Origin of the sequence: Pseudomonas putida, assembly GCF_050990305.1 — a bacterium.
Lineage (GTDB): Bacteria > Pseudomonadota > Gammaproteobacteria > Pseudomonadales > Pseudomonadaceae > Aquipseudomonas > Aquipseudomonas putida_AH.
In genome coordinates, this window is the sequence record NZ_CP158817.1 from 3,868,908 (window position 1) to 3,889,762 (window position 20,855).

Genomic DNA, 20,855 nt, shown 5'->3' on the forward strand with positions numbered 1-20,855 from the left:
CCGTGGGCGCCCGGTTACGGTGAAACCCGATGAAGAATCTATTGCTGCGCATCAACGACAGGCTGTACATGACCTGTATCTGGGTCGCCGGCCTCTCGGTCCTGGCCATCGCCCTGATCATCCCCTGGGGCATCTTCGCCCGCTACGTCCTGGGCACCGGCTCCAGTTGGCCGGAACCCACAGCAATCCTGCTGATGATGGTGTTCACCTTCATCGGCGCCGCCGCCAGTTACCGCGCCGGCGCGCACATGGCCGTGGCCATGCTCACCGATCGCATGCCCGTCGAGCTGCGCAAAGCTGTGAATGTGTTTTCGCAACTGTTAATGGCCACCATTTGCCTGTTCATGACCCTCTGGGGCACCAAGCTGTGCCTGTCGACCTGGAACCAGTTCATGAGCGCCCTGCCGACCCTGCGTGTCGGCATCACCTACATGCCGATTCCTGTGGGCGGCCTGCTGACGTTGATTTTCGTGCTGGAAAAACTCCTGCTCGGTGACCAGAGCAACCGTCGGGTCGTGCGCTTCGACCTCGTTGAAGAAAACGAAGGGGCTGCCTGAATGGACGCTTTTATTCTGTTGGGCAGTTTTATCGCGTTGATCCTGATCGGCATGCCGGTGGCCTACGCCCTGGGGCTTTCCGCGCTGATCGGCGCCTGGTGGATCGACATTCCGTTCCAGGCCCTGATGATTCAGGTCGCCGGGGGCGTGAACAAGTTTTCTCTGCTGGCCATTCCCTTCTTCGTCCTGGCCGGCGCAATCATGGCCGAGGGCGGTATGTCCCGGCGCCTGGTGGCGTTCGCCGGGGTGCTGGTCGGTTTCGTGCGCGGCGGCCTGTCACTGGTCAACATCATGGCCTCGACCTTCTTCGGTGCGATTTCCGGCTCTTCGGTGGCGGACACGGCTTCTGTCGGCTCAGTGCTGATCCCGGAAATGGAACGCAAGGGCTACCCACGGGAATTCGCGACGGCAGTGACCGTCAGCGGTTCGGTACAAGCGCTGCTGACACCACCGAGCCACAACTCGGTGCTCTATTCCCTGGCCGCCGGCGGCACGGTGTCGATCGCCTCACTGTTCATGGCCGGCGTGGTGCCGGGCCTGTTGATGAGCGCGTGCCTGATGGTGTTGTGCCTGATCTTCGCGAAAAAGCGTGACTACCCCAAGGGCGAAGTCATCCCGATGCGCGAGGCCCTGAAAATCTGTGGCGAAGCCCTGTGGGGCCTGATGGCCATGGTGATCATCCTCGGCGGCATCCTGTCGGGGATTTTCACCGCCACCGAGTCGGCGGCCATCGCGGTGCTGTGGTCGTTCTTCGTGACCATGTTCATCTACCGGGACTACAAGTGGAGCGAGTTGCCTAAGCTGATGCATCGCACGGTACGCACGATTTCGATCGTGATGATCCTGATCGGCTTCGCGGCCAGCTTCGGCTACATCATGACCCTGATGCAGATCCCGGCGAAAATCACCACGCTGTTCCTGACCCTGTCGGACAACCGCTACGTGATCCTGATGTGCATCAACGTCATGTTGCTGTTGCTCGGCACGGTGATGGACATGGCGCCGCTGATCCTGATCCTCACGCCGATCCTGATGCCGGTGATTCTCGGCATTGGCGTGGACCCGGTGCAGTTCGGCATGATCATGCTGGTGAACCTGGGGATCGGTTTGATTACGCCGCCGGTGGGCGCGGTACTGTTTGTGGGGTCGGCCGTGGGTAAAGTCAGCATCGAAACAACCGTCAAGGCACTGCTGCCGTTCTATGCCGTGCTGCTCATCGTGCTGATGGCCGTGACCTACATTCCCGCACTGTCACTGTGGTTGCCGCATTTGGTGCTGTAATCCTCGCCCTGTAGGAGCACGGCTTGCCGGCGATGACGATTTCAGGTCCGCCATCGCCGGCAAGCCGTGCTCCTACAGGGGATTTCATTCTTGTTCCACTGAACATTCCAATTCGGCCGTGGGTAAAGTCAGCATCGAAACAACCGTCAAGGCACTGCTGCCGTTCTATGCCGTGCTGCTCATCGTGCTGATGGCCGTGACCTACATTCCCGCGCTGTCACTGTGGCTGCCGCACTTGGTGTTGTAATCCTCGCCCTGTAGGAGCACGGCTTGCCGGCGATGGCGATTTCAAGTCCGCCATCGCCGGCAAGCCGTGCTCCTACAGGGGATTTCATTCATGTTCCACTGAATATTCCAATAACGGGTCAACATGACGCCAAACATCCTCGAACTCAAAGACGCCTTCACCCACCTCACCCTCGCCCCGGAACTCGGCGCGAGCATCGTCAACTGGACCGTGCGCAGTACCGGCCAACCCTTGCTGCGTCATGCCGACGCCCAGGCGCTGAACACCGGCCTGCCTGGCAAGCTCGGCTGTTTCCCCCTGGTGCCCTGGTCCAACCGCATTGCCGAAGGCGGCTTCGACTGCCCCGACGGCTGGCTGGCGCTGGCCCCCAACAGCCTCACCGACCCGTTGCCGATTCACGGCAGTGCCTGGCAGCAGGCGTGGCAGGTGGTGGCGCAATCAACGGACGAAGTGGTCCTGCAACTCGACAGCACAACCCCGTTCGCCTATCGCGCCCGGCAACGGTTTCATCTGAGTGAAGGCCGGCTGAGTATCGAGCTGAACGTCACGCACCTGGCCGAACGCGCGGCATGGCATGGGCTCGGCTTGCACCCCTACTTTCCGCGCACGGCCAACACCCGACTCCAGGCTCACGCGGAGCAGGTCTGGTTATGCAATGCGTCAAAATTGCCGACTCAGCGCGTCGCACTGCCGGCCGAATGGGATTTCCAGCAGCCCAAGGGCTTGCCCGAGACCTTGGTCGACAACGGCTTTTGCCAGTGGAACGGCCACTGCCTGATCCAGCAACCGGACCTGGGTTACGAACTGGAGTGCCAGGCCAGCGGCAGCGATTACTACCTGCTCTACTGCCCCGCGGGTCTGGCGTTTTTCTGTATCGAACCGGTCAGCCACCCGGTCAATGCGCATCACCTGCCCGGCCGGCCAGGCTTGCGCTTGCTGGAGCAAGGTCAATCCGCTGAACTGGGCTTCACCTTGCAATATCGAGCACTTCAGGCCGACGCACCCAACAACTGACTCAGCACCGCACGCAACTTGCCCGGCTTGACCGGCTTGTTCAGCAACGGCGCATCCAGCCGTTGCAGCGAACGCCGGCACTGATCAGTACGGTCCGCAGTGATGATCACCGCAGGAATATGCTGGTGAAAATGCTCGCGCAGATGGCGTACCACATCACAGCCAATCACGCCGTGATCAAGGTGATAGTCCGCCAGAATCAGTTCTGGCGGACTTCCCGCCAACGCCGCCAGCGCCGAGCCTTCATCGGTGGCCGTGACCACCTCGCACCCCCACTGCCCGAGCAACGCACTCATGCTCTGCAAGATGCTCACTTCATTGTCCAGCACCAGCAAACGCCGGCCTGGCAACGGGTTGCCTGTCCCCGGCTGGGGCACGGCCTGGTCGATCGGCAATGGGACTTCATGGGAAAGCGGCACATCGATACTGAACATCGATCCTCGGCCCGGCAGCGAATGCACGCCGATCCTGTAGCCGAGGATCTTGGCGATGCGCTCGACGATCGCCAGCCCCAGTCCCACGCCCTTGCGGTCGGCGGCGCGGCCGACATCCAGCTGGTTGAATTCGAGGAAGATCGAGTCGAGCCTGTCTGCCGCGATACCGCGCCCGGTGTCCCAGACTTCCAGGCGCACAGACTCTCCCCGGCGTCGTGCGCCGAGCAGGATGCTGCCTTCGTCGGTATAGCGGCAGGCATTGCTGAGAAAGTTGCGCAGTATCCGCGTCATCAGGCGCAAATCGGTGTTGATGGCGTAATCGCCCATGTGCACCCGCAGTTTCAACCCGGCGGCCTGAGCCACCGACTGGAACTCCGAGACCAGCGGCCCGAGCAATTCGTCGAGACGGTACGGTGCGATGTCCGGCTTGACCGCTGACTGATCGAGCCGGGAAATGTCCAGCAGATCGGTGAGCAAGTCTTCGGCCCCTTCCAGCGCCTGGTGCGTGCGCTCGACCAGCACCTGTTCGACCTCCGGCAATTTGCGCTCGCGCAACGTCGAAATCAGCAAGCGTGCAGCGTTCAACGGTTGCAGCAGGTCATGACTGGCGGCGGCAAGGTATTTGTCCTTGCTGCGGTTGGCGGCTTCGGCGGCATCACGGGCGTCGCGCAAGGCCTGGGCGATCTGTTTACGCTGGGTGATCTGCTGCTGCAGGTTGCGGTTGGCTTCAAGCAATTCATTGGTGCGCGCGGTGACGCGCTGCTCCAGTTCGTCATTGAGTTGTTGCAGGCGCTCCTGCGCCTGTTTGCGCTCGGTGATATCGGCGACAAAACCTTCCACCAGCCCTTCCTGGCCGGGCTTGAGCAACAGGTTCATCAACACATCGATATCGCTGCCATCCTTGCGGCGCAAACGGGTTTCGTAACCGTGCAGGCTGCGTTGCTGCCTGAGGATTTCGCCGATGCTTTGCAACTCCTGCACGCCACCGGCAAACAGGTTGCTGGCCAGGTCGCTCAGGGAAAACAGCACCTCCTGCGGGTCCTGATAGCCGAGCATGCGCGCCAATGCCGGGTTGGCGGCGCGCATGCCGTCTTGCAGGCTGGCCTGGAAAATCCCGTGGACCGCATTTTCAAACAGCCACTTGTAGCGGTTGCGCTCGGCTTCCAGATCATCGAGGCGCGCGGCCAGTTCCGGGTAATGACTTTTGCGCGCCGAATGGCTGCCCAGTCCCAGCAGCCCGGCCAACGCCCGTTGTTGCTCGTCAGAGGGCTTCGCCATAAACGACCTCGACATCACGCTGACTGGATTCGCGCGGGTTGGTCAGGATGCACGGGTCGTCCATCGCGTGTTGCGACAGAAACGGAATATCCGAGGTGCTGACCCCGTGCAAACCGAGGGTTTCGTGGAAGCCGATGGCGTGTTTCAGCGCGATCAGGTGCTCCACCAGCCGCCCGCATATCTGCCGCTGATTCAGGCCTCGGCAATCAATGCCAAAGGTCTCGGCAATGACTTTGAAACGCTCCGGAGCAGAGCTGTAGTTGAAGGCCACCACGTGTTCCACCAGCACCGCGTTGCACAGGCCATGGGGCAGGTCGAGAAAGCCGCCCAGGCTATGGGACATGGCATGCACCGCGCCAAGGATCGCATTGGAAAACGCCAGCCCGGCCTGCATGCTGCCGAGCATGATTTTTTCCCGCAGGGCGATGTCCGTCGGGTTGGCGATCATCTGCACCAGGTTGCCGTTGATCAGGCGCATGGCTTCCAGCGCATGGGGATCGGTCAGCGGCCCGTGACCGGTGGAGACGAAGGCTTCGATGGCGTGCACCAACGCATCGATACCGGTACAGGCCGAAAGGAACGGATCCATGCTCAGGGTGGTTTCCGGGTCGATCAGCGACACGTCCGGCACCACCGCCTTGCTGACGATGGAGAACTTCATGCGTTCCTGCTGGTTGGAAATGATCACGAACTGCGAAACATCCGCCGAGGTGCCGGCGGTGGTCGGGATCAGGATCAACGGCGGGCTGGGCACGCGAATGGTGTCCACCCCTTCGAATTCGAGGATGTTGCGACCGTGGGCGACGACAATGCCGATGCCCTTGCCGCAATCCATCGGGCTGCCGCCGCCCACCGCGACAATCACATCGCAGTGATTTTCCCGGTACATCTGGGCACCGAGCATGACCTCTTCGATACGTGGATTGGGTGAGACGGCGCTGTACAGGCAATACTCGATGCCCAAGGCTTGCAGGCTGGCCTCGACGTCGGCGACCCACCCGGCGGCTATCACCCCTGGATCACTGACCACCAGGACCTTGCGCGCGCCAAAGGTCTTGGCGTAGTTGCCAACGTTGTGCCGGCAGCCGGCTCCGAAGATGATTTCAGGCGAAACGAATTTACGCAGCTGGTTGAGACTCTGGCTCATTGGAAAGCCTGTTTTTATTGTTTTGGAAGGTAATGTCCACACTAAAGCATCCGGCTGTGAATGCAATCAGACCAAGGTCATCTGCCGAGATTGCGAATTCACCGCAGCCCTCCTGTAGGAGCGAGCCTGCTCGCGATGGTGTGTCAGTCGACACTTGTTTTGCTGACACACCATCGCGAGCAGGCTCGCTCCCACAGGGGATCTGCGGTGTTTGATTCAGCCGCGATAGATCAACTGTGAAGCCTTCTCATTGCGCAACTTCAGGTGCTCCATGCCCTGCCCCGGAGCCTCGGCTTCTGCGCGGGCCTTGAGGATCACGCCATGGTGCGGCGACTTGCTGCACACCGGGTCGGCATTCTCGGCATCGCCCGTCAGCATGAACGCCTGGCAGCGGCAGCCCCCCAGATCCTTATGCTTTTCATCACAGGAGCGACACGGCTCCTTCATCCAGGCATCACCGCGAAACCGGTTGAAGCCAAACGACTCGTTCCAGATGTGCCCGATGCTGTGCTCACGCACGTTGGGAAACTGCACCGGCAGTTGCCGGGCACTGTGACAAGGCAGCGCCGTGCCGTCAGGGGTGATGTCGAGAAACAGGTTGGCCCAGCCGTTCATGCAGGTCTTGGGGCGCTCCTCGTAGTAATCCGGGGTGACGAAGATCAGCTTGCACGGATGGCCCTGAGCCTCAAGACGTTGGCGATATTGGTTGGTGATACGCTCGGCGCGTTCGAGCTGCTCTCGGGTCGGCAACAGGCCCACGCGGTTGAGCTCGGCCCAGCCATAGAACTGACAGGTGGCCAACTCGACGAAGTCCGCTTCCAACTCCAGGCACAGGTCAATGATCTGCGCGATCCGGTCGATGTTGTGCCGGTGGGTTACGAAATTCAGCACCATCGGGTAGCCCTGGGCCTTCACCGCCCGGGCCATGGCCAGTTTCTGTGCGAAGGCCTTGCGCGAACCGGCGAGCATGTTGTTCACCGCTTCGTCGGCGGCCTGGAAACTGATCTGGATATGGTCAAGCCCGGCCACCTTGAAGTCGCGCACCTTCTGTTCGGTCAGGCCGATACCCGAGGTGATGAGGTTGGTGTAGTAACCCATGTCCCGCGCGGCCTTGATCAACTGCGCCAGGTCCTGGCGCACCAACGGCTCACCGCCGGAAAAGCCCAGTTGCGCGGCGCCCATGTCCCGCGCTTCGCGAAACACGCGAATCCATTCCTCGGTGCTCAATTCTTCACCGTGTCGGGCAAAGTCCAGTGGGTTGGAGCAATACGGGCATTGCAGCGGACAGCGATAGGTCAGCTCTGCCAACAACCACAAGGGCGGCCCTGGCAGTCCTTCACTCGATCCAGAACTGCGCATGAGCCACCTCCAGAAACGCCAGCACATCCTCATCGAGCCCCGGCACGCCGGGGAAACTCGCGGTCAACCGATCAATGATCGCCGCCACGCTACGCTGGCCGTCCAGCAGATCGAGGATCTGCCCGGCACTGGTGTTGAGTTTGATCATGCCTTCGGGGTACAGCAGCACATGGCAGCCCTGGCGCGGCTCCCATTGCAGGCGAAAGCCCCGACGCAACGACAATGACTGCTCGCGATCGATTCCACTCACAGGGCAATCCCCCGATGCCAGACGTTTTCACCGGTGACGGTGTGATACGGCGGGCGCTCCAGTTCATACGCCATGCTCATGGCATCGAGCATGCTCCACAGCACATCGAGCTTGAATTGCAGGATTTCCAGCATGCGCTGTTGCGCCTCAAGGGTGACGTAATGGGCCAGAGTGATGCGCAGACCATGCTCGACATCGCGCCGGGCCTGGCCCAGGCGCGTGCGGAAATATTCGTAGCCGGCCGGGTCGATCCACGGATAGTGCTGCGGCCAACTGTCCAGGCGCGACTGGTGGATCTGCGGTGCGAACAACTCGGTGAGCGAACTGCTGGCCGCTTCCTGCCAACGGGCGCGGCGAGCGAAGTTGACGTAGGCGTCCACGGCGAAACGCACGCCGGGCAGTACGAGTTCCTGAGAAAGGATTTGCTCGCGGTCCAGCCCCACCGCTTCACCCAGGCGCAGCCAGGCTTCGATACCGCCTTCGCTGCCGGGGGCGCCGTCATGGTCCAGCAGGCGCTGAATCCACTCGCGGCGGATGTCGCGGTCGGGGCAGTTGGCCAGAATCGCGGCGTCCTTGAGCGGAATATTCACCTGATAGTAGAAGCGGTTGGCGACCCAGCCCTGGATCTGTTCGCGGGTGGCACGGCCCTGGTACATCGCCACGTGATAAGGGTGGTGGATGTGGTAGTAGGCGCCCTTGGCCCGCAGGGCGGCTTCGAATTCGGTAGGGGTCATTGTTGTTCTCCTGAAAACGCGGCGGTGTCTGGTCAGGCCTCATCGCGGGCAAGCCTCGCTCCTACAGGGGTGAGGCCAGACTCGGGTATCACGCACGACACAAATCTGTAGGAGCGAGGCTTGCCCGCGATGGGGCCATCCGCTACAGCACAATATCCATGCCGTCATAGGCCACCTCGATCCCCCGCCGCGCCAGCAGCGCCCGTTCGGCCGAGTCTTCGTCGAGGATCGGGTTGGTGTTGTTGATGTGGATCAGCACCTTGCGCTGGCGGGGAAACGCTTCCAGCACTTCAAGCATGCCCCCCGGTCCGCTTTGCGCCAGGTGGCCCATTTCACGGCCCAGGCTCTGGCCCACTTCGCAGATACGCATTTCGTCATCACGCCATAACGTGCCATCCAGCAGCAGGCAATCAGCACGTTGCATCCAGCCCAGTACATCGTCGTCAACCTGCCCCAGCCCCGGCGCGTAGAACAACGAGGCACCGTTGCGCTGGTCCTCGACGAACAGGCCGATGGTGTCGCCCGGTTGCGGATTGCCGCGATTGGGCGAATACGGCGGCGCGTTGCTGACCAAGGGAATCGCGCGAAACTGCAAGTGACCGCAGGCCGCAATCGCGAACGGCATTTCGTCCAGACGCAGTGGTTGCCACTGCAACCCACCGTTCCAGTGCTTGAGCATGGTGAACAGCGGGAAGCCGCTACTGAGATCCTGATGAACCCGCTCGGTGCACCAAACCTCATGCGGGCAACCTTCGCGCAGGCTCAGCAGACCGGTGCAATGATCGATCTGGCTGTCCATCAGCACCACGCCGGCGACGGCGCTGTCACGCAGGCGGCGGGCCGGTTGCAGCGGGGTGAAGCTCTCGAGTTGCGCGCGGATGTCCGGTGATGCGTTGCACAAAATCCAGTTCACACCGTCGTCGCTCAGGGCAATCGACGACTGCGTGCGCGGTTGCGCGCGCAGGCTGCCGTTGCGCACGCCGGTGCATTGCCGGCAATTACAGTTCCACTGCGGAAAACCACCGCCGGCGGCGGAGCCCAGAACCCGAATGTGCATGAGCAATGCTCCAGAAGGCAGACCCGACCAACGCAGCCGCTGGCCGGGTGAACAATCAACGGTTGGCGAAATACATCGTCACTTCGAAGCCAATGCGCAGATCGGTAAACGCGGGTTTAGTCCACATGGGTCATTCCTCTTCTTGTGCCGGGCGATTCCGGTAGCACCATTAATGCACGCAGCGATGGGCGCCCGAATGCTACTTTCGAAGGAGGTTTGGGGGTGCGTTGGTAGGGGGTAAGGGGGAGTCAGACACGGCCATTCGCGGGCAAGCCTCGCTCCTACAGACTACCTGACCTGTAGGAGCGAGGCTTGCCCGCGAAAGCCATCACGCGGTTTTGGACGGGATCAGAAGAACCCCAACGGATTGATGTCGTAGCTCACCAGAAGGTTCTTGGTCTGCTGGTAATGATCGAGCATCATCTTGTGGTTCTCCCGGCCGACGCCGGACTTCTTGTAGCCACCGAACGCGGCGTGTGCCGGGTACAGGTGGTAGCAGTTGGTCCACACCCGCCCGGCCTTGATCGCCCGGCCCATGCGGTAGGCACGGTTGATGTCGCGGGTCCACAGGCCGGCGCCGAGGCCGAACTCGGTGTCGTTGGCAATCGCCAGCGCTTCGGCTTCGTCCTTGAAAGTGGTGACACCCACCACCGGGCCGAAGATTTCTTCCTGGAACACCCGCATTTTGTTGGTGCCCTTGAGCAAGGTCGGCTGGATGTAATAACCGCTGGACAGGTCACCCTCCAGACGCTCGGCCGCGCCACCGGTGAGCAGCTGGGCGCCCTCTTCCTGGGCGATGTTCAGGTACGAGAGGATTTTGTCGTATTGCTGCTGCGACGCCTGGGCGCCGACCATTGTTTCGGTGTCCAGCGGATTGCCGCGCTTGATCTTGACGATCTTCTTCATGACTTCGGCCATGAAAGGTTCATAGATCGACTCCTGCACCAGCGCCCGGGACGGACAGGTGCAGACTTCACCCTGATTGAAGAACGCCAACACCAGGCCTTCGGCGGCTTTTTCGATGAACGCGGGTTCGGCCTGCATGATGTCTTCGAAGAAGATGTTCGGCGACTTGCCGCCCAGCTCAACGGTGCTCGGGATGATGTTCTCGGCGGCACAATGCAGGATGTGCGCACCCACCGGAGTCGAGCCGGTGAAAGCGATCTTGGCGATGCGTTTGCTGGTGGCCAGCGCCTCGCCGGCTTCGCGACCGAAACCCTGGACGATGTTCAGTACGCCCGGTGGCAGCAAGTCGGCGATCAGTTCGGCAAAGACCATGATCGACAGCGGCGTCTGCTCCGCCGGCTTGAGCACGATGCAGTTACCAGCGGCCAGGGCGGGCGCAAGTTTCCAGGCGGCCATCAGCAGCGGGAAGTTCCACGGAATGATCTGCCCGACCACGCCCAATGGCTCGTGGAAGTGATAGGCGGTGGTCAGCTCGTTAATCTCGGCGGCGCCGCCCTCCTGTGCGCGGATGCAGCCGGCGAAATAACGGAAATGGTCGGCCGCCAGCGGCACGTCGGCATTGAGGGTTTCGCGCACCGCCTTGCCGTTGTCCCAGGTTTCGGTGACGGCGAGGATTTCCAGGTTCTGCTCGATGCGGTCGGCGATTTTCAACAGCACCAGCGAGCGGTCCTGGGCCGAGGTTTTGCCCCAGGCGTCAGCGGCGGCGTGGGCCGCGTCGAGGGCCTTGTCGATGTCGGCGGCGCTGGAGCGCGGGAATTGGGCAATCACCTCACCGTTCACCGGCGAGGTATTGGTGAAGTACTCGCCATTGACCGGCGCGACGAATTCGCCGCCGATGAAGTTGCCGTAGCGTGGCTTGAAGGAAACGACGGCGCCAGGTGTTCCGGGTTGGGCGTAGATCATGATGAGGCCTCTGTCTGGGTCGGAGCCTGTCGTACTGACAGGCGATGAGCCGATGCGTTATCGGGTCGATCGTTACGCGCTGATTTCTCCCCTGTGGGAGCGAGCCTGCTCGCGATGGCTGTGTGTCAGGCGACATCTTTGTTGGATGTGCTGGCCTCATCGCGAGCAGGCTCGCTCCCACAAGGGGTCAGGTGTTGGGATTGGGATTAGTGCTTGGCGACGAGGTCCTTGGGCAACTTGAAGGTCCAGAGCATCCCGCCCTGGTTGAAGTCCTTCACGCGCTTGGCCACTTCGCCGCCCCACAGTGGAACGGCGCCGCCCCAGCCTGAGAGCACCGAGACGTATTGCTCACCATCCATTTCCCAAGTCACGGGCGAGCCGAGCACGCCGGAGCCGGTCTGGAATTCCCAGACCTTTTCGCCGGTCTTGGCATTGAACGCCTGCAGGAAACCTTCCGGCGTGCCGGTGAACACCAGGTTGCCCTTGGTGGTCAGGACGCCACCCCACAGTGGCGCGAAGTTCTTGTGCCGCCAGACTTCCTTGCCGGTCTTCGGGTCGATGGCCCGCAGCACGCCGATGTAGTCTTCATTCAGCGGCTTGATGGTGAACCCCGCCCCGAGGAACGCCGCGCCCTTCTTGTAGGCGATGCCTTCGTTCCAGATGTCCATGCCCCATTCGTTGGACGGTACGTAGAACAAGCCGGTGTCCCGGTTGTAGGCCATCGGCATCCAGTTTTTCGCACCGAGGAATGCCGGCGCGACGAACACCGAGCTGCCCTTGGCTTCGGAGCCCGGGGCACCGGGACGGCTGGCTTCGTTGTAGATCGGGCGGCCGTCCTTATCCAGGCCCGTGGCCCAGGTGATCTTGTCCACGAATGGGAAGCCACGGATGAATTTGCCGTTGGTGCGATCCAGCACGTAGAAGAAGCCATTACGGTCGGCAGTGGCCGCCGCCTTGATTTCCTTGCCGCCTTCGCTGTAGTTGAACGACACCAGTTCGTTCACGCCGTCAAAGTCCCAACCGTCGTGGGGCGTGCTTTGGAAGTGCCATTTGATGGTGCCGTCGTCCGGGTTGAGCGCCAGGCGCGACGACGAGTAGAGGTTGTCACCTGGGCGCAGGTGCGAGTTCCACGGCGCCGGGTTGCCGGTGCCGAACAGCAGCAGGTTGGTTTCCGGGTCGTAATAGCCGCCAAGCCACGGCGCCGCACCACCGGTCTTCCACAGGTCGCCCGGCCAGGTCTTGCCCGCCTCGCCACCGGAGATGCCGTTTTCCACGGCCTTGCCGTCCTTGTAGACGTAGCCCATATGACCTTCGACAGTCGGCCGGGTCCACAGCAGGTCACCGTTTTTCGGGTCGTAGGCCTCGATTTTGCCTACCACGCCGAACTCGCCACCGGCCACGCCGGTGATCAGCTTGCCGTTGATCACCAGCGGCGCGGCACTGATCGAGTAGCCTTCCTTGTGGTCGGCGACTTTCTTGCTCCAGACCACCTTGCCGGTGTCCTTGTTCAGCGCCACGAGCTTAGCGTCCAGGGTGCCGAAGATCACCAGGTCGCCATACAGCGCCACGCCACGGTTAATCACGTCGCAGCAGGGGCGGATGTCGTCCGGCAGGCGCGCATCGTATTGCCAGAGCTTCTTGCCGGTGCGCGCATCCACGGCGAACACTCGGGAGTAGGAACCGGTCATGTACATCACGCCATCCTTGACCATCGGCTGCGCTTGCTGGCCACGCTGCTTTTCACCGCCGAACGAGAACGCCCACGCCGGGCGCAGCTCCTTGACGTTGTCGACGTTGAGAATGTCCAGCGGGCTGTAACGCTGCCCTTGAACACCCAGGCCGTTGGTCACGACCTGCTCGGGGTTTTTCGGGTCCTGGAGAATGTCCTGGTCGGAAACGCCGGCCAGCGCCTGGCCGGACAACAGCATGGCACTGAGCAACAGGCTCAAGACGAAGGGCTGGCGACGTGCGGGTTGAGTCATGACGGCTTCCTCTGCGGTTTTTGTTTTATTCGCGGGAATTTTCCCGGCCTGGTGCAGATTCTTGGGCGCCGCCGCCTCGACAACAATTGGCCGCAATGTGGAGATTTCTAGTTCCTTGGTATGGGGTTAGGTGGGGATCGCGCGCCTCCCCTGTAGGAGCGAGCCTGCTCGCGATGAACCCAAGAACGCCTCGGGGTGTCAGGTTTCCAGCGTTATCGTTGACCACCATCGCGAGCAGGCTCGCTCCTACAGGGGGCGGTGTTGATTATTGCTGCGCGTTTGAATCGACCCGCCTCATCTGCGCCCGCTCATAGCGCGGGTACAAATGGCTCACGCTGCGGATCAGTTCATAGCGACTCAGGTTGATCCCGGCGAATCGTTCCGGGATGGGGCTGCGGATCATCTCGGCCATGTCGCTGCCGTTGGCCGCGCCCTCGCGCATCAACTGGTCGAGCCACGTCAGGTAGTCGCGCATTTGCGCAAAGGGTTGGGCATCGCGGGCGAGCGGCCCGTGGCCAGGCACGATCAGTGTCCAGGGCAACGCCTGCAGGGTGGCGATGTCCGCCAGCCACACCGACAACCCCGGACTGTTGGGCGTGGTCAGCGCCCGTTGATAAAACACCAGGTCCCCGGCAAACAGCACGCCGGTTTGCTGGTCGAGAATAGCCAGATCCGCACCCGTATGCCCACCCAGACCTATCAGGCGCAGATCGTGATTCCCAAAACTTTGCACGCCGGGGGTCAGCGTTTGCGTCGGCAACACCACCTCGGTGCCCCGCATCCAGTCCCCCACCAGTCGATACATGTTCTCGGCCATGGCATCGCCCTGCTTTTGCAGCAGTTCGCGGGTGCCGGCCAGCGCGCCGATCGGCACGTCGGTGAAGGCCTGATTGCCCAACACATGGTCGGGATGGTGATGGGTCAACAAGACCTGGATCACCGGTTTGTCAGTGGTGGCGGCAATGGCCCGGCGCATGGCCTCGCCGTAGCGCTTCGACGGCCCGGTATCGATCACCACCACGCCGCGCTCGGTGACGATGAACGCGGTGTTGACAATATTGCCGCCATTGTCCTTGCCGAAATTATCGGTGCTGCCTTCCAGCAACCAGGTGTCCGCAGCGATCTGCCGAGGCTTGAGTGAGTATTCGAGATCAGCCATGGCCGGCAGGCCGATGGCGATCAACAACAGCAGCATCCAGCGCATGACAGGCTCCTTTGAATCAGGGGATAGACGCTTCAAACTGGTTGCCGCTGTTATCGCGCAGCAACAGGCGCGTCTGCCCTGCCCCCTCCAGATCGAACGCCAGGCTGGGGTTTTCGCTGACGGCGGGGAACAGCTCCAGGCGGGCCAGCAGTTGATCCTGTTGACCGCGCAACTCGGCATGATTGATGAAGAACTCCGGGATGCCGTTGACCATGCCGTTGTCCATCGGATGCGCCACCTGCAAGCGCAAGCGGCTGAAGTCGTTGCGCGGGTAGCGCCCGCCCAGCACCTCACCGACGTGTTCCTCCCAGCCAGGTTCAGTGCGCACCACACTCGGCGCGGTGCAGCCGCCACCCGCCGCATCGATCAGGGTCGAGCCAACGTGCCACACCCCGTCACGGGTCAGGACAGCTGCGCGCAACGGCGTGGCCTGCTCGACGCGGATGCGGATCGACAGCCAGGGCAGGACGCCAGCCACCGGCTCGAAATTGACGATTTTCGGCAAAGGGTTGAGCTCAGCCCAAGCGAATATTTTCACCACTTCGCCCTTGAAGGCCCGGGCGTCGATTTCCAGGGGTACTTGTCGCGCATCTTCAGCAAAGGGTGGCGCCAGCAGCTTGACCCGCTCATCGAACACGAACGGCGCATCGCCAAGAAACTGCTTCTGATAGAAGGCCCACATCACCGAGGGCACCGGGTCCTTGCCCGGATCGATATCGGCGGCATGCACGCTCAGGCTCAAACAGCAGACCAACAGACAACTCCTTTGCCAATTCATCGCCTGCTCCTATTGATACATTTCGGGCACGTCGTAACGCAGGCCGTAATGGCCGTAGATGGATTTGACCGAACCCTCGCGGATCAGCCCTTCCAGCGCTTCTTCCACGGCATAGGCCAGTTGCCGGTTGCTTTCGTACACCGCCATGCCGATTTCCCAGAGCTGCTTGCCCATGTTCGGGTAGGCATTTTCCGCCAGGGCGATCTGCGGGTCGGCGGCTTCATGCACCTGCCAGTCGATCTCGCCGCGCATGGCCATGACCGCATCGACCTCGCCGGCCTTCATGGCGGCAAATGCCTGGGGCACGCCTGGGTAGTGATGGGTCTTGCCGGCGAGCATGCCGTTGAACACCGACGTCAGGTAGAACGACGGCACGCTGTCGACTTCAACGCCGATCGGGTGCTGCTCGAACACTGCGACACTGGCCACCTTGTCCAGGCGGCGCCGGTCATAAGCGACTTGCCATTGCTCGTTCTGGTAGGGGCCGAACATCACCACATGGCCGTTTTCCAGCTCACCGAATTCGTTGCGCTTTTGCGCGTAATCGCGGTCGTAGGGCACGCGCATCATCAGGTCGGCCAGTTGCTGATTGTGCAAGGCACTGGCCCGCCAGATGTAATCGCGCAAATCGTCGTCGAGCTTTTCACCGGGCGGCGCCCAGATCAGCGTCAGGCGCACACCCAGCGCCTTGGCCAGTGCCTGGGCCAGTTCGACATCGACGCCCCTGGGCTGCCCGTCTTGTTCAAAACTGTAGGGGGCGAAGTCCTTGTAGACCGCCACTTTCAATTCTCCGGCGGCGATCATTTCGTCATAGTTGCGAACCTGCGCCTGCACCGACTGGCAGCACAGCCACACAGCGCCGATCAATACCGCGAGCAGGCGCATGGGTCACTCCTCGACGCGGACGCTGTCCAGGTAAGTACGCACGGCCCAGAGGGCTTCCTGGCTCAGGTAATCGGCCATTTTCGGCATGTACACCCGGCCGTCACGCACCGCGCCATGGCGCACCCGCTCGACGAACCATTCATCACCGGCGTCGGCGGCATCAAGCATGCGCAAATCGGGGGCGATGCCGCCGGACTTGGCTTCCAGGCCATGGCAGGCTGCGCAGTTCTGGTTGTAGGCCGATGAGCCAATTTCCACTGCCTTATCGTGTTCAGGGGAAGTACGGTAAGGATTCACCGATGCCCAACCATCGGCATCGACCGGTACGCCGGCATCCTTGATGGCGGTCAGTCCTTTGGTTTCCACGGCCTGTGGCACCACATTGCCGTGGGCCCAGACGGAACCGGCACTGAGAAGACCGGCCAACAGTCCGGTGACGAGCAAGGCGTTGCGTTTCGTTGTCATTGTTATGCCCTCAGGATTGCACGCAAAACCTCTTGGCAGAGGCTATGGCGGTCATCTTAAAAAGCTCACCGCCCAGGCCCCATGCTGCTTTGGTGGCCGGCGTCTCATCCCTTGGTAGTAAGGCGTGTGGAGGGCCGTTGAATTCAGTACGCATTCCCCCTGTAGGAGCTGCCGAAGGCTGCGATCTTTTGATCTTGATCTTGAAAAAATCAAAAGATCGCAGCCTCGTTGCACTCGACAGCTCCTACAAAGCTCCTGCATAGCTCCTGCATAGCGCCCTATGGCATCTTTGCGCTAACGCGTCGCAGGCATGGTCGATATCGGCACGGGACGCGGTCCGTGGAGCCGGTCGACGCCGATCAGGGTCAGTATCAGTAGAAACGGCAAAAGCAGTGCCTTGACGATGCGCATGGTCAATCCCCTTCGCAGTGATGGCCGTTGTGGCCATGCTAAAAGCGCGCCGCGGAGCAGGGGTTACTACCTTGGTACTGGCTGCTTGGTACTTTCTGCATATTTTCATGGCTTCACGGGCTTCCTATGCTGGCGCTACCTGTCATGGAGTGCCCTATGCGCCAGCTTGCCTCTTGTGCCCTGATCTACTTGCTGGCGATCGCCTGTGCCGCCGGGCTGGCGACCAGGAGCCAGGCCGCAGACGCCCCTTTGCAGGTACGGATCGGCTACCTGGGCTATCGCCCTGACCCCGGCCCGCTGCTGTCCAACGTCATTCCCGAACCCGTCGATGCGGGGCTGCGCGGCGCCGAACTGGCGATCACCGACAGCAACAGCACCGGGCGCTTCCTCAATCACGACTACAGCCTGGTCAGCGCCAACGTCGACACCCCTCAAGCCCTGCTCGCTGCCGCGAAGACCCAGCATGACCAGGGCCTGCGCCTGTTCGTGGTGAATGCACCGGCAGGCAGCCTGCGCCAACTCAGTGCGGCACTGCCCGACAGCCTGCTGTTCAACGCCGGCAGCCCTGACGACAGCCTGCGCACCACCGACTGCCTGCCAAATGTGCTGCACAGCTTGCCGAGCCGGGCGATGCTGGCCGATGCGCTGGCGCAATTTCTGGTGGTGCGCAAATGGCAACGGGCGCTGCTGATCGTCGGCCCGACGCCGGACGATCAGGCCTATGCCGCAGCCCTGCGCCGCGCGGCCAAGCGCTTCGGCCTGCAACTGGTGGCGGAAAAACCCTGGAGCTTCGATAACGATCAACGGCGCAGCGCCCAGGCCGACATGCCGCTGTTCACCCAGACCGCCGAATACGACGTGGTGCTGGTGGCGGACGAGCGCGGCGACTTCGGCGAGTACGTGCCCTACCAGACCTGGTACCCGCGCCCGGTCGCCGGTACTCAGGGCCTGACGCCGGTGGGCTGGCACAAGACCGTGGAAACCTATGGCGCCGCGCAACTGCAAAAACGTTTCGAAGCCCTGACGGGACGCTGGATGAATGACCGCGACTTCGCCGCATGGATGGCCGTACGCAGCATTGCCAGTGCCGTAAGCAAACTGCGCCAGACCGAGCCAATGGCAATCCGCGCGCTGGAAATCAGCGATCAGCTGCCGCTGGACGGGTTCAAGGGTCGCAAGCTCAGCTACCGCCCGTGGAACGGCCAATTGCGCCAACCCATTCCTATCGTGCAACCCCGCGCACTGGTCAGCACTTCGCCACAGGACGGCTTCCTGCACCCCTTCAACGAGATGGACAGCCTGGGTTACGACAAGCCCGAGGTCAGCTGCCGCTTTCCCTGATCACAACAACTACAACAAGGAAACTGCCATGCGCCACACCCTGCCTTGCTGCGCCCTGCTGCTCGTTGCCGGCCACGCCGCAGCCAGCACCGCCTGGGTCTCCAACGAAAAGGACAACAACCTCAGCCTGATCGACATGCAGACCCTGCAAGTCACCGAGACCCTGCCTGTCGGTCAGCGCCCCCGTGGCCTGCTGCTGTCCCATGACAACAAGTTGCTGTACATCTGCGCCAGCGACTCGGACCGGGTCCAGGTGATGGACGTAGCCACCCGCAAGATCATCAAGGAACTGCCCTCGGGCAAAGACCCCGAGCAGTTCGCCCTGCACCCCAACAACCGCTGGCTGTACGTCTCCAACGAGGACGATGCGCTGGTCACGGTGATCGACACCGAAACCTCCAAGGTCCTGGGCCAGATCAATGTGGGCGTCGAGCCCGAAGGCATGGCGGTCAGCCCCGACGGCAAATGGGCGGTGAACACCAGTGAAACCACCAACATGCTGCACTGGATCGACACCAGCACCCAGACCCTGGCCGACAGCACGCTGGTGGATCAGCGCCCGCGCTTCGTCGAATTCAGCAATGACGGCTCGCAACTATGGGCCTCGGCGGAAATCGGCGGCACGGTGACCATCCTCGACGTCGCCAGTCGTAACGTCCTCAAGACCCTGAACTTCCAGATCAAAGGCGTGCACCCGGACAAGGTGCAGCCGGTGGGGATCAAGCTCAGCGCCGATGGAAAATACGCCTTCGTGGCCCTGGGTCCGGCCAATCACGTGGCGGTCATCGACGCCAAGACCTTCGAGATACTCGACTACCTGCTGGTGGGCCGGCGCGTCTGGCAACTGGCGTTCACTCCAGACCAAAAGCAATTGCTCGCCACCAACGGCGTCAGCGGCGATGTGTCGGTGATCGATGTGGACAGCCTCAAGGTCAGCAAGTCGGTGAAAGTCGGGCGTTACCCTTGGGGCGTGGTGGTGACGCCATGAGCGCCCTGCACGTCAGCGACCTGAGCTTCTCCTACGGCACCCGGGAAGCACTGCGCCAAGTGAATTTCAATCTGGAGCCGGGGCGTTTCGCCGCGCTGCTGGGGCCCAACGGCGCGGGCAAATCAACGCTGATCGCCCTGCTGACACGGCTCTATGACTTGCAGCACGGCGATATCCGGATTGGCGGCTGTTCATTGCGTCAGGCGCCGCGCCCGGCGCTCAAACAGCTGGGTGTGGTGTTCCAGCAAAGCACCCTGGACCTGGACCTCAGTGTCGAGCAGAACCTGCGTTATCACGCCGCGCTGCATGGTTTGTCGCGACGCGAGACCGGCCTGCGCGTCGACGCAGAACTGGCCCGCCAAGGTCTGGATGAACGTCGCGCGGAGCGGGTACGCCACCTCAATGGCGGCCATCGCCGACGGGTGGAAATCGCTCGGGCCCTGCTGCATCAACCCCGCCTGTTGTTGCTGGACGAAGCCAGCGCCGGCCTCGATCCAGCCAGTCGCCTGGCCCTCAACCGGCATATTCGCAACCTGTGCCGAGAGCAACAGCTCAGCGTGCTCTGGACCACCCACTTGCTCGATGAAGTGCAGCCCAGCGACGACTTGCTGATTCTCCATCAAGGCCGGCTGGTCGCCAGCGGACAGGCCGATGCGTTGAGCCTGGAACACGGCGGCGACCTTGACTCGGCCTTCTCTCGCCTGACCACCACAGGAGCTGCCCGATGAACGCTTACTGGCAATGTTTGCGCGGCATCGTCCTGCGCGAGTGGTTGCGCTTTGTGTTGCAACGCACGCGATTTCTCAGCGCCCTGGTGCGCCCGCTGCTGTGGCTGCTGGTGTTCGCCGCCGGTTTCCGCGCGGCACTGGGCATCGCCATTATCGAGCCCTACGACACCTACATTCCCTACGAGGTCTACATCATTCCGGGCCTGGCCTGCATGATCCTGCTCTTCAACGGTATGCAGGGTTCATTGTCGATGGTCTACGACCGGGAAATGGGCAGCATGCGCGTACTGCTGACCAGCCCCCTGCCCCGGACCTTTCTGCTGTGCAGCAAACTGCTGGCCACCTCGCTCATCTCGTTGTTGCAGGTGTATGCCTTCCTGGCGATTGCCTGGGTCTATGGCGTGCAGCCACCGGCCATGGGCCTGCTGCTGGCCCTGCCCGCGCTGTTGCTGGTGGCGGTGATGCTCAGCGCCTTGGGGCTTTTGCTATCCAACGCCATCCGCCAGCTGGAGAACTTCGCCGGGGTGATGAATTTCGTGATCTTTCCGCTGTTCTTTTTGTCATCGGCGCTGTATCCGCTGTGGAAAATGCGCGAAGCCAGTGAATGGTTGTATTGGCTGTGTGCGGTGAACCCGTTCAGCCATGCGGTGGAGCTGGTGCGATTTGCCTTGTATGAGCGATTCAACCCGCTGGCGCTGACGGTGTGTGCAGGGTTGACGCTAGTGTTTGCCCTCCTTGCAGTCATGACCTTCAACCCACAACATGCCGCCCTGCGCAAATCCACCTGACAACACCAATCCCTGTGGGAGCGAGCCTGCTCGCGAAAGCGGTGAGCCAGTCGAAGCA

General features: G+C 61.9%; 21 protein-coding genes. 8 read left to right on the top strand and 13 right to left on the bottom strand.

The window, feature by feature from the left end; genetic code table 11:
* Positions 1-29 precede the first annotated feature (29 nt).
* The 4 genes from ABTV22_RS17395 to ABTV22_RS17410 all read left to right on the top strand — a co-directional run bounded on the left by ABTV22_RS17395 (position 30) and on the right by ABTV22_RS17410 (position 3,099).
* Positions 30-557, top strand: coding sequence for a TRAP transporter small permease (locus tag ABTV22_RS17395; RefSeq protein WP_433735734.1), 528 nt, complete (start codon positions 30-32; stop codon positions 555-557).
* Positions 558-1,838, top strand: a complete 1,281-nt coding sequence (locus ABTV22_RS17400) for a TRAP transporter large permease (RefSeq protein WP_433735735.1) — start codon at positions 558-560, stop codon at positions 1,836-1,838.
* A gap of 118 nt (positions 1,839-1,956) precedes the next feature.
* Positions 1,957-2,085: a hypothetical protein gene (locus tag ABTV22_RS17405; RefSeq protein WP_433735736.1), complete on the top strand. Its 129-nt coding sequence runs from the start codon at positions 1,957-1,959 to the stop codon at positions 2,083-2,085.
* Between the two features lie 123 nt (positions 2,086-2,208).
* The gene (locus ABTV22_RS17410; protein ID WP_433735737.1) at positions 2,209-3,099 is read left to right on the top strand and encodes an aldose 1-epimerase; all 891 of its coding nucleotides are present in this window, start codon (positions 2,209-2,211) and stop codon (positions 3,097-3,099) included.
* On the opposite strand, the gene ABTV22_RS17415 is transcribed toward ABTV22_RS17410, so the two are convergent.
* From ABTV22_RS17415 to pedF, 13 genes are all read right to left on the bottom strand, one after another.
* Positions 3,075-4,811, bottom strand: a complete 1,737-nt coding sequence (locus ABTV22_RS17415) for a PAS domain-containing hybrid sensor histidine kinase/response regulator (protein WP_433735738.1) — start codon at positions 4,809-4,811, stop codon at positions 3,075-3,077. The genes ABTV22_RS17410 and ABTV22_RS17415 overlap by 25 nt on opposite strands.
* Entirely contained in the window at positions 4,795-5,958 is a 1,164-nt protein-coding gene (gene ercA, locus ABTV22_RS17420) for an alcohol dehydrogenase-like regulatory protein ErcA (protein WP_433735739.1), read from the bottom strand. The genes ABTV22_RS17415 and ercA overlap by 17 nt, the downstream gene beginning before the upstream one ends.
* A gap of 216 nt (positions 5,959-6,174) precedes the next feature.
* Complete coding sequence (gene pqqE, locus ABTV22_RS17425; protein ID WP_433735740.1) at positions 6,175-7,317, bottom strand: pyrroloquinoline quinone biosynthesis protein PqqE; 1,143 nt, start codon at positions 7,315-7,317, stop codon at positions 6,175-6,177.
* Positions 7,295-7,567, bottom strand: a complete 273-nt coding sequence (gene pqqD, locus ABTV22_RS17430) for a pyrroloquinoline quinone biosynthesis peptide chaperone PqqD (RefSeq protein ID WP_433735741.1) — start codon at positions 7,565-7,567, stop codon at positions 7,295-7,297. The genes pqqE and pqqD overlap by 23 nt, the downstream gene beginning before the upstream one ends.
* Positions 7,564-8,301 (bottom strand): pyrroloquinoline-quinone synthase PqqC, encoded by a 738-nt coding sequence (pqqC, locus tag ABTV22_RS17435; protein WP_433735742.1) that lies wholly within the window; start codon positions 8,299-8,301, stop codon positions 7,564-7,566. The genes pqqD and pqqC overlap by 4 nt, the downstream gene beginning before the upstream one ends.
* Before the next feature lie 142 nt (positions 8,302-8,443).
* Complete coding sequence (gene pqqB / locus ABTV22_RS17440) at positions 8,444-9,358, bottom strand: pyrroloquinoline quinone biosynthesis protein PqqB (RefSeq protein ID WP_433735743.1); 915 nt, start codon at positions 9,356-9,358, stop codon at positions 8,444-8,446.
* A 55-nt stretch (positions 9,359-9,413) separates the two neighbouring features.
* Positions 9,414-9,485 (bottom strand): pyrroloquinoline quinone precursor peptide PqqA, encoded by a 72-nt coding sequence (gene pqqA, locus ABTV22_RS17445; RefSeq protein WP_003253598.1) that lies wholly within the window; start codon positions 9,483-9,485, stop codon positions 9,414-9,416.
* Between the two features lie 221 nt (positions 9,486-9,706).
* Positions 9,707-11,227: an acetaldehyde dehydrogenase ExaC gene (exaC, locus tag ABTV22_RS17450; protein WP_433735744.1), complete on the bottom strand. Its 1,521-nt coding sequence runs from the start codon at positions 11,225-11,227 to the stop codon at positions 9,707-9,709.
* 206 nt (positions 11,228-11,433) lie between these two features.
* Positions 11,434-13,209, bottom strand: coding sequence for a PQQ-dependent methanol/ethanol family dehydrogenase (locus tag ABTV22_RS17455; protein ID WP_433735745.1), 1,776 nt, complete (start codon positions 13,207-13,209; stop codon positions 11,434-11,436).
* A gap of 265 nt (positions 13,210-13,474) precedes the next feature.
* Positions 13,475-14,413, bottom strand: coding sequence for a quinoprotein relay system zinc metallohydrolase 1 (locus tag ABTV22_RS17460; protein ID WP_433735746.1), 939 nt, complete (start codon positions 14,411-14,413; stop codon positions 13,475-13,477).
* Positions 14,414-14,429: 16 nt separating this feature from the next.
* Positions 14,430-15,191 carry a quinoprotein dehydrogenase-associated SoxYZ-like carrier gene (locus ABTV22_RS17465; RefSeq protein ID WP_433735747.1) on the bottom strand — a complete coding sequence of 254 codons (762 nt, stop codon included), beginning with the start codon at positions 15,189-15,191 and terminating at the stop codon, positions 14,430-14,432.
* Positions 15,192-15,200: 9 nt separating this feature from the next.
* Positions 15,201-16,076: a substrate-binding periplasmic protein gene (locus ABTV22_RS17470; protein WP_433735748.1), complete on the bottom strand. Its 876-nt coding sequence runs from the start codon at positions 16,074-16,076 to the stop codon at positions 15,201-15,203.
* 3 nt (positions 16,077-16,079) lie between these two features.
* Complete coding sequence (pedF, locus tag ABTV22_RS17475; protein WP_433735749.1) at positions 16,080-16,541, bottom strand: cytochrome c-550 PedF; 462 nt, start codon at positions 16,539-16,541, stop codon at positions 16,080-16,082.
* 567 nt (positions 16,542-17,108) lie between these two features.
* On the opposite strand from pedF, the gene ABTV22_RS17480 reads away from it, so the two are divergent.
* Genes ABTV22_RS17480 through ABTV22_RS17495 form a run of 4 tightly spaced genes read left to right on the top strand, consistent with a single transcriptional unit; the run spans position 17,109 to position 20,797 of the window.
* Complete coding sequence (locus ABTV22_RS17480) at positions 17,109-18,293, top strand: ABC transporter substrate-binding protein (RefSeq protein ID WP_433735750.1); 1,185 nt, start codon at positions 17,109-17,111, stop codon at positions 18,291-18,293.
* Positions 18,294-18,321: 28 nt separating this feature from the next.
* On the top strand, positions 18,322-19,281 hold the full coding sequence (locus ABTV22_RS17485; RefSeq protein WP_433735751.1) for a YVTN family beta-propeller repeat protein: 960 nt from the start codon (positions 18,322-18,324) through the stop codon (positions 19,279-19,281).
* Positions 19,278-20,009, top strand: coding sequence for an ABC transporter ATP-binding protein (locus ABTV22_RS17490; RefSeq protein WP_433735752.1), 732 nt, complete (start codon positions 19,278-19,280; stop codon positions 20,007-20,009). The genes ABTV22_RS17485 and ABTV22_RS17490 overlap by 4 nt, the downstream gene beginning before the upstream one ends.
* Complete coding sequence (locus tag ABTV22_RS17495) at positions 20,006-20,797, top strand: ABC transporter permease (protein ID WP_433735753.1); 792 nt, start codon at positions 20,006-20,008, stop codon at positions 20,795-20,797. Before ABTV22_RS17490 ends, ABTV22_RS17495 begins: the two co-directional genes overlap by 4 nt.
* The last annotated feature ends 58 nt before the right edge of the window (positions 20,798-20,855 follow it).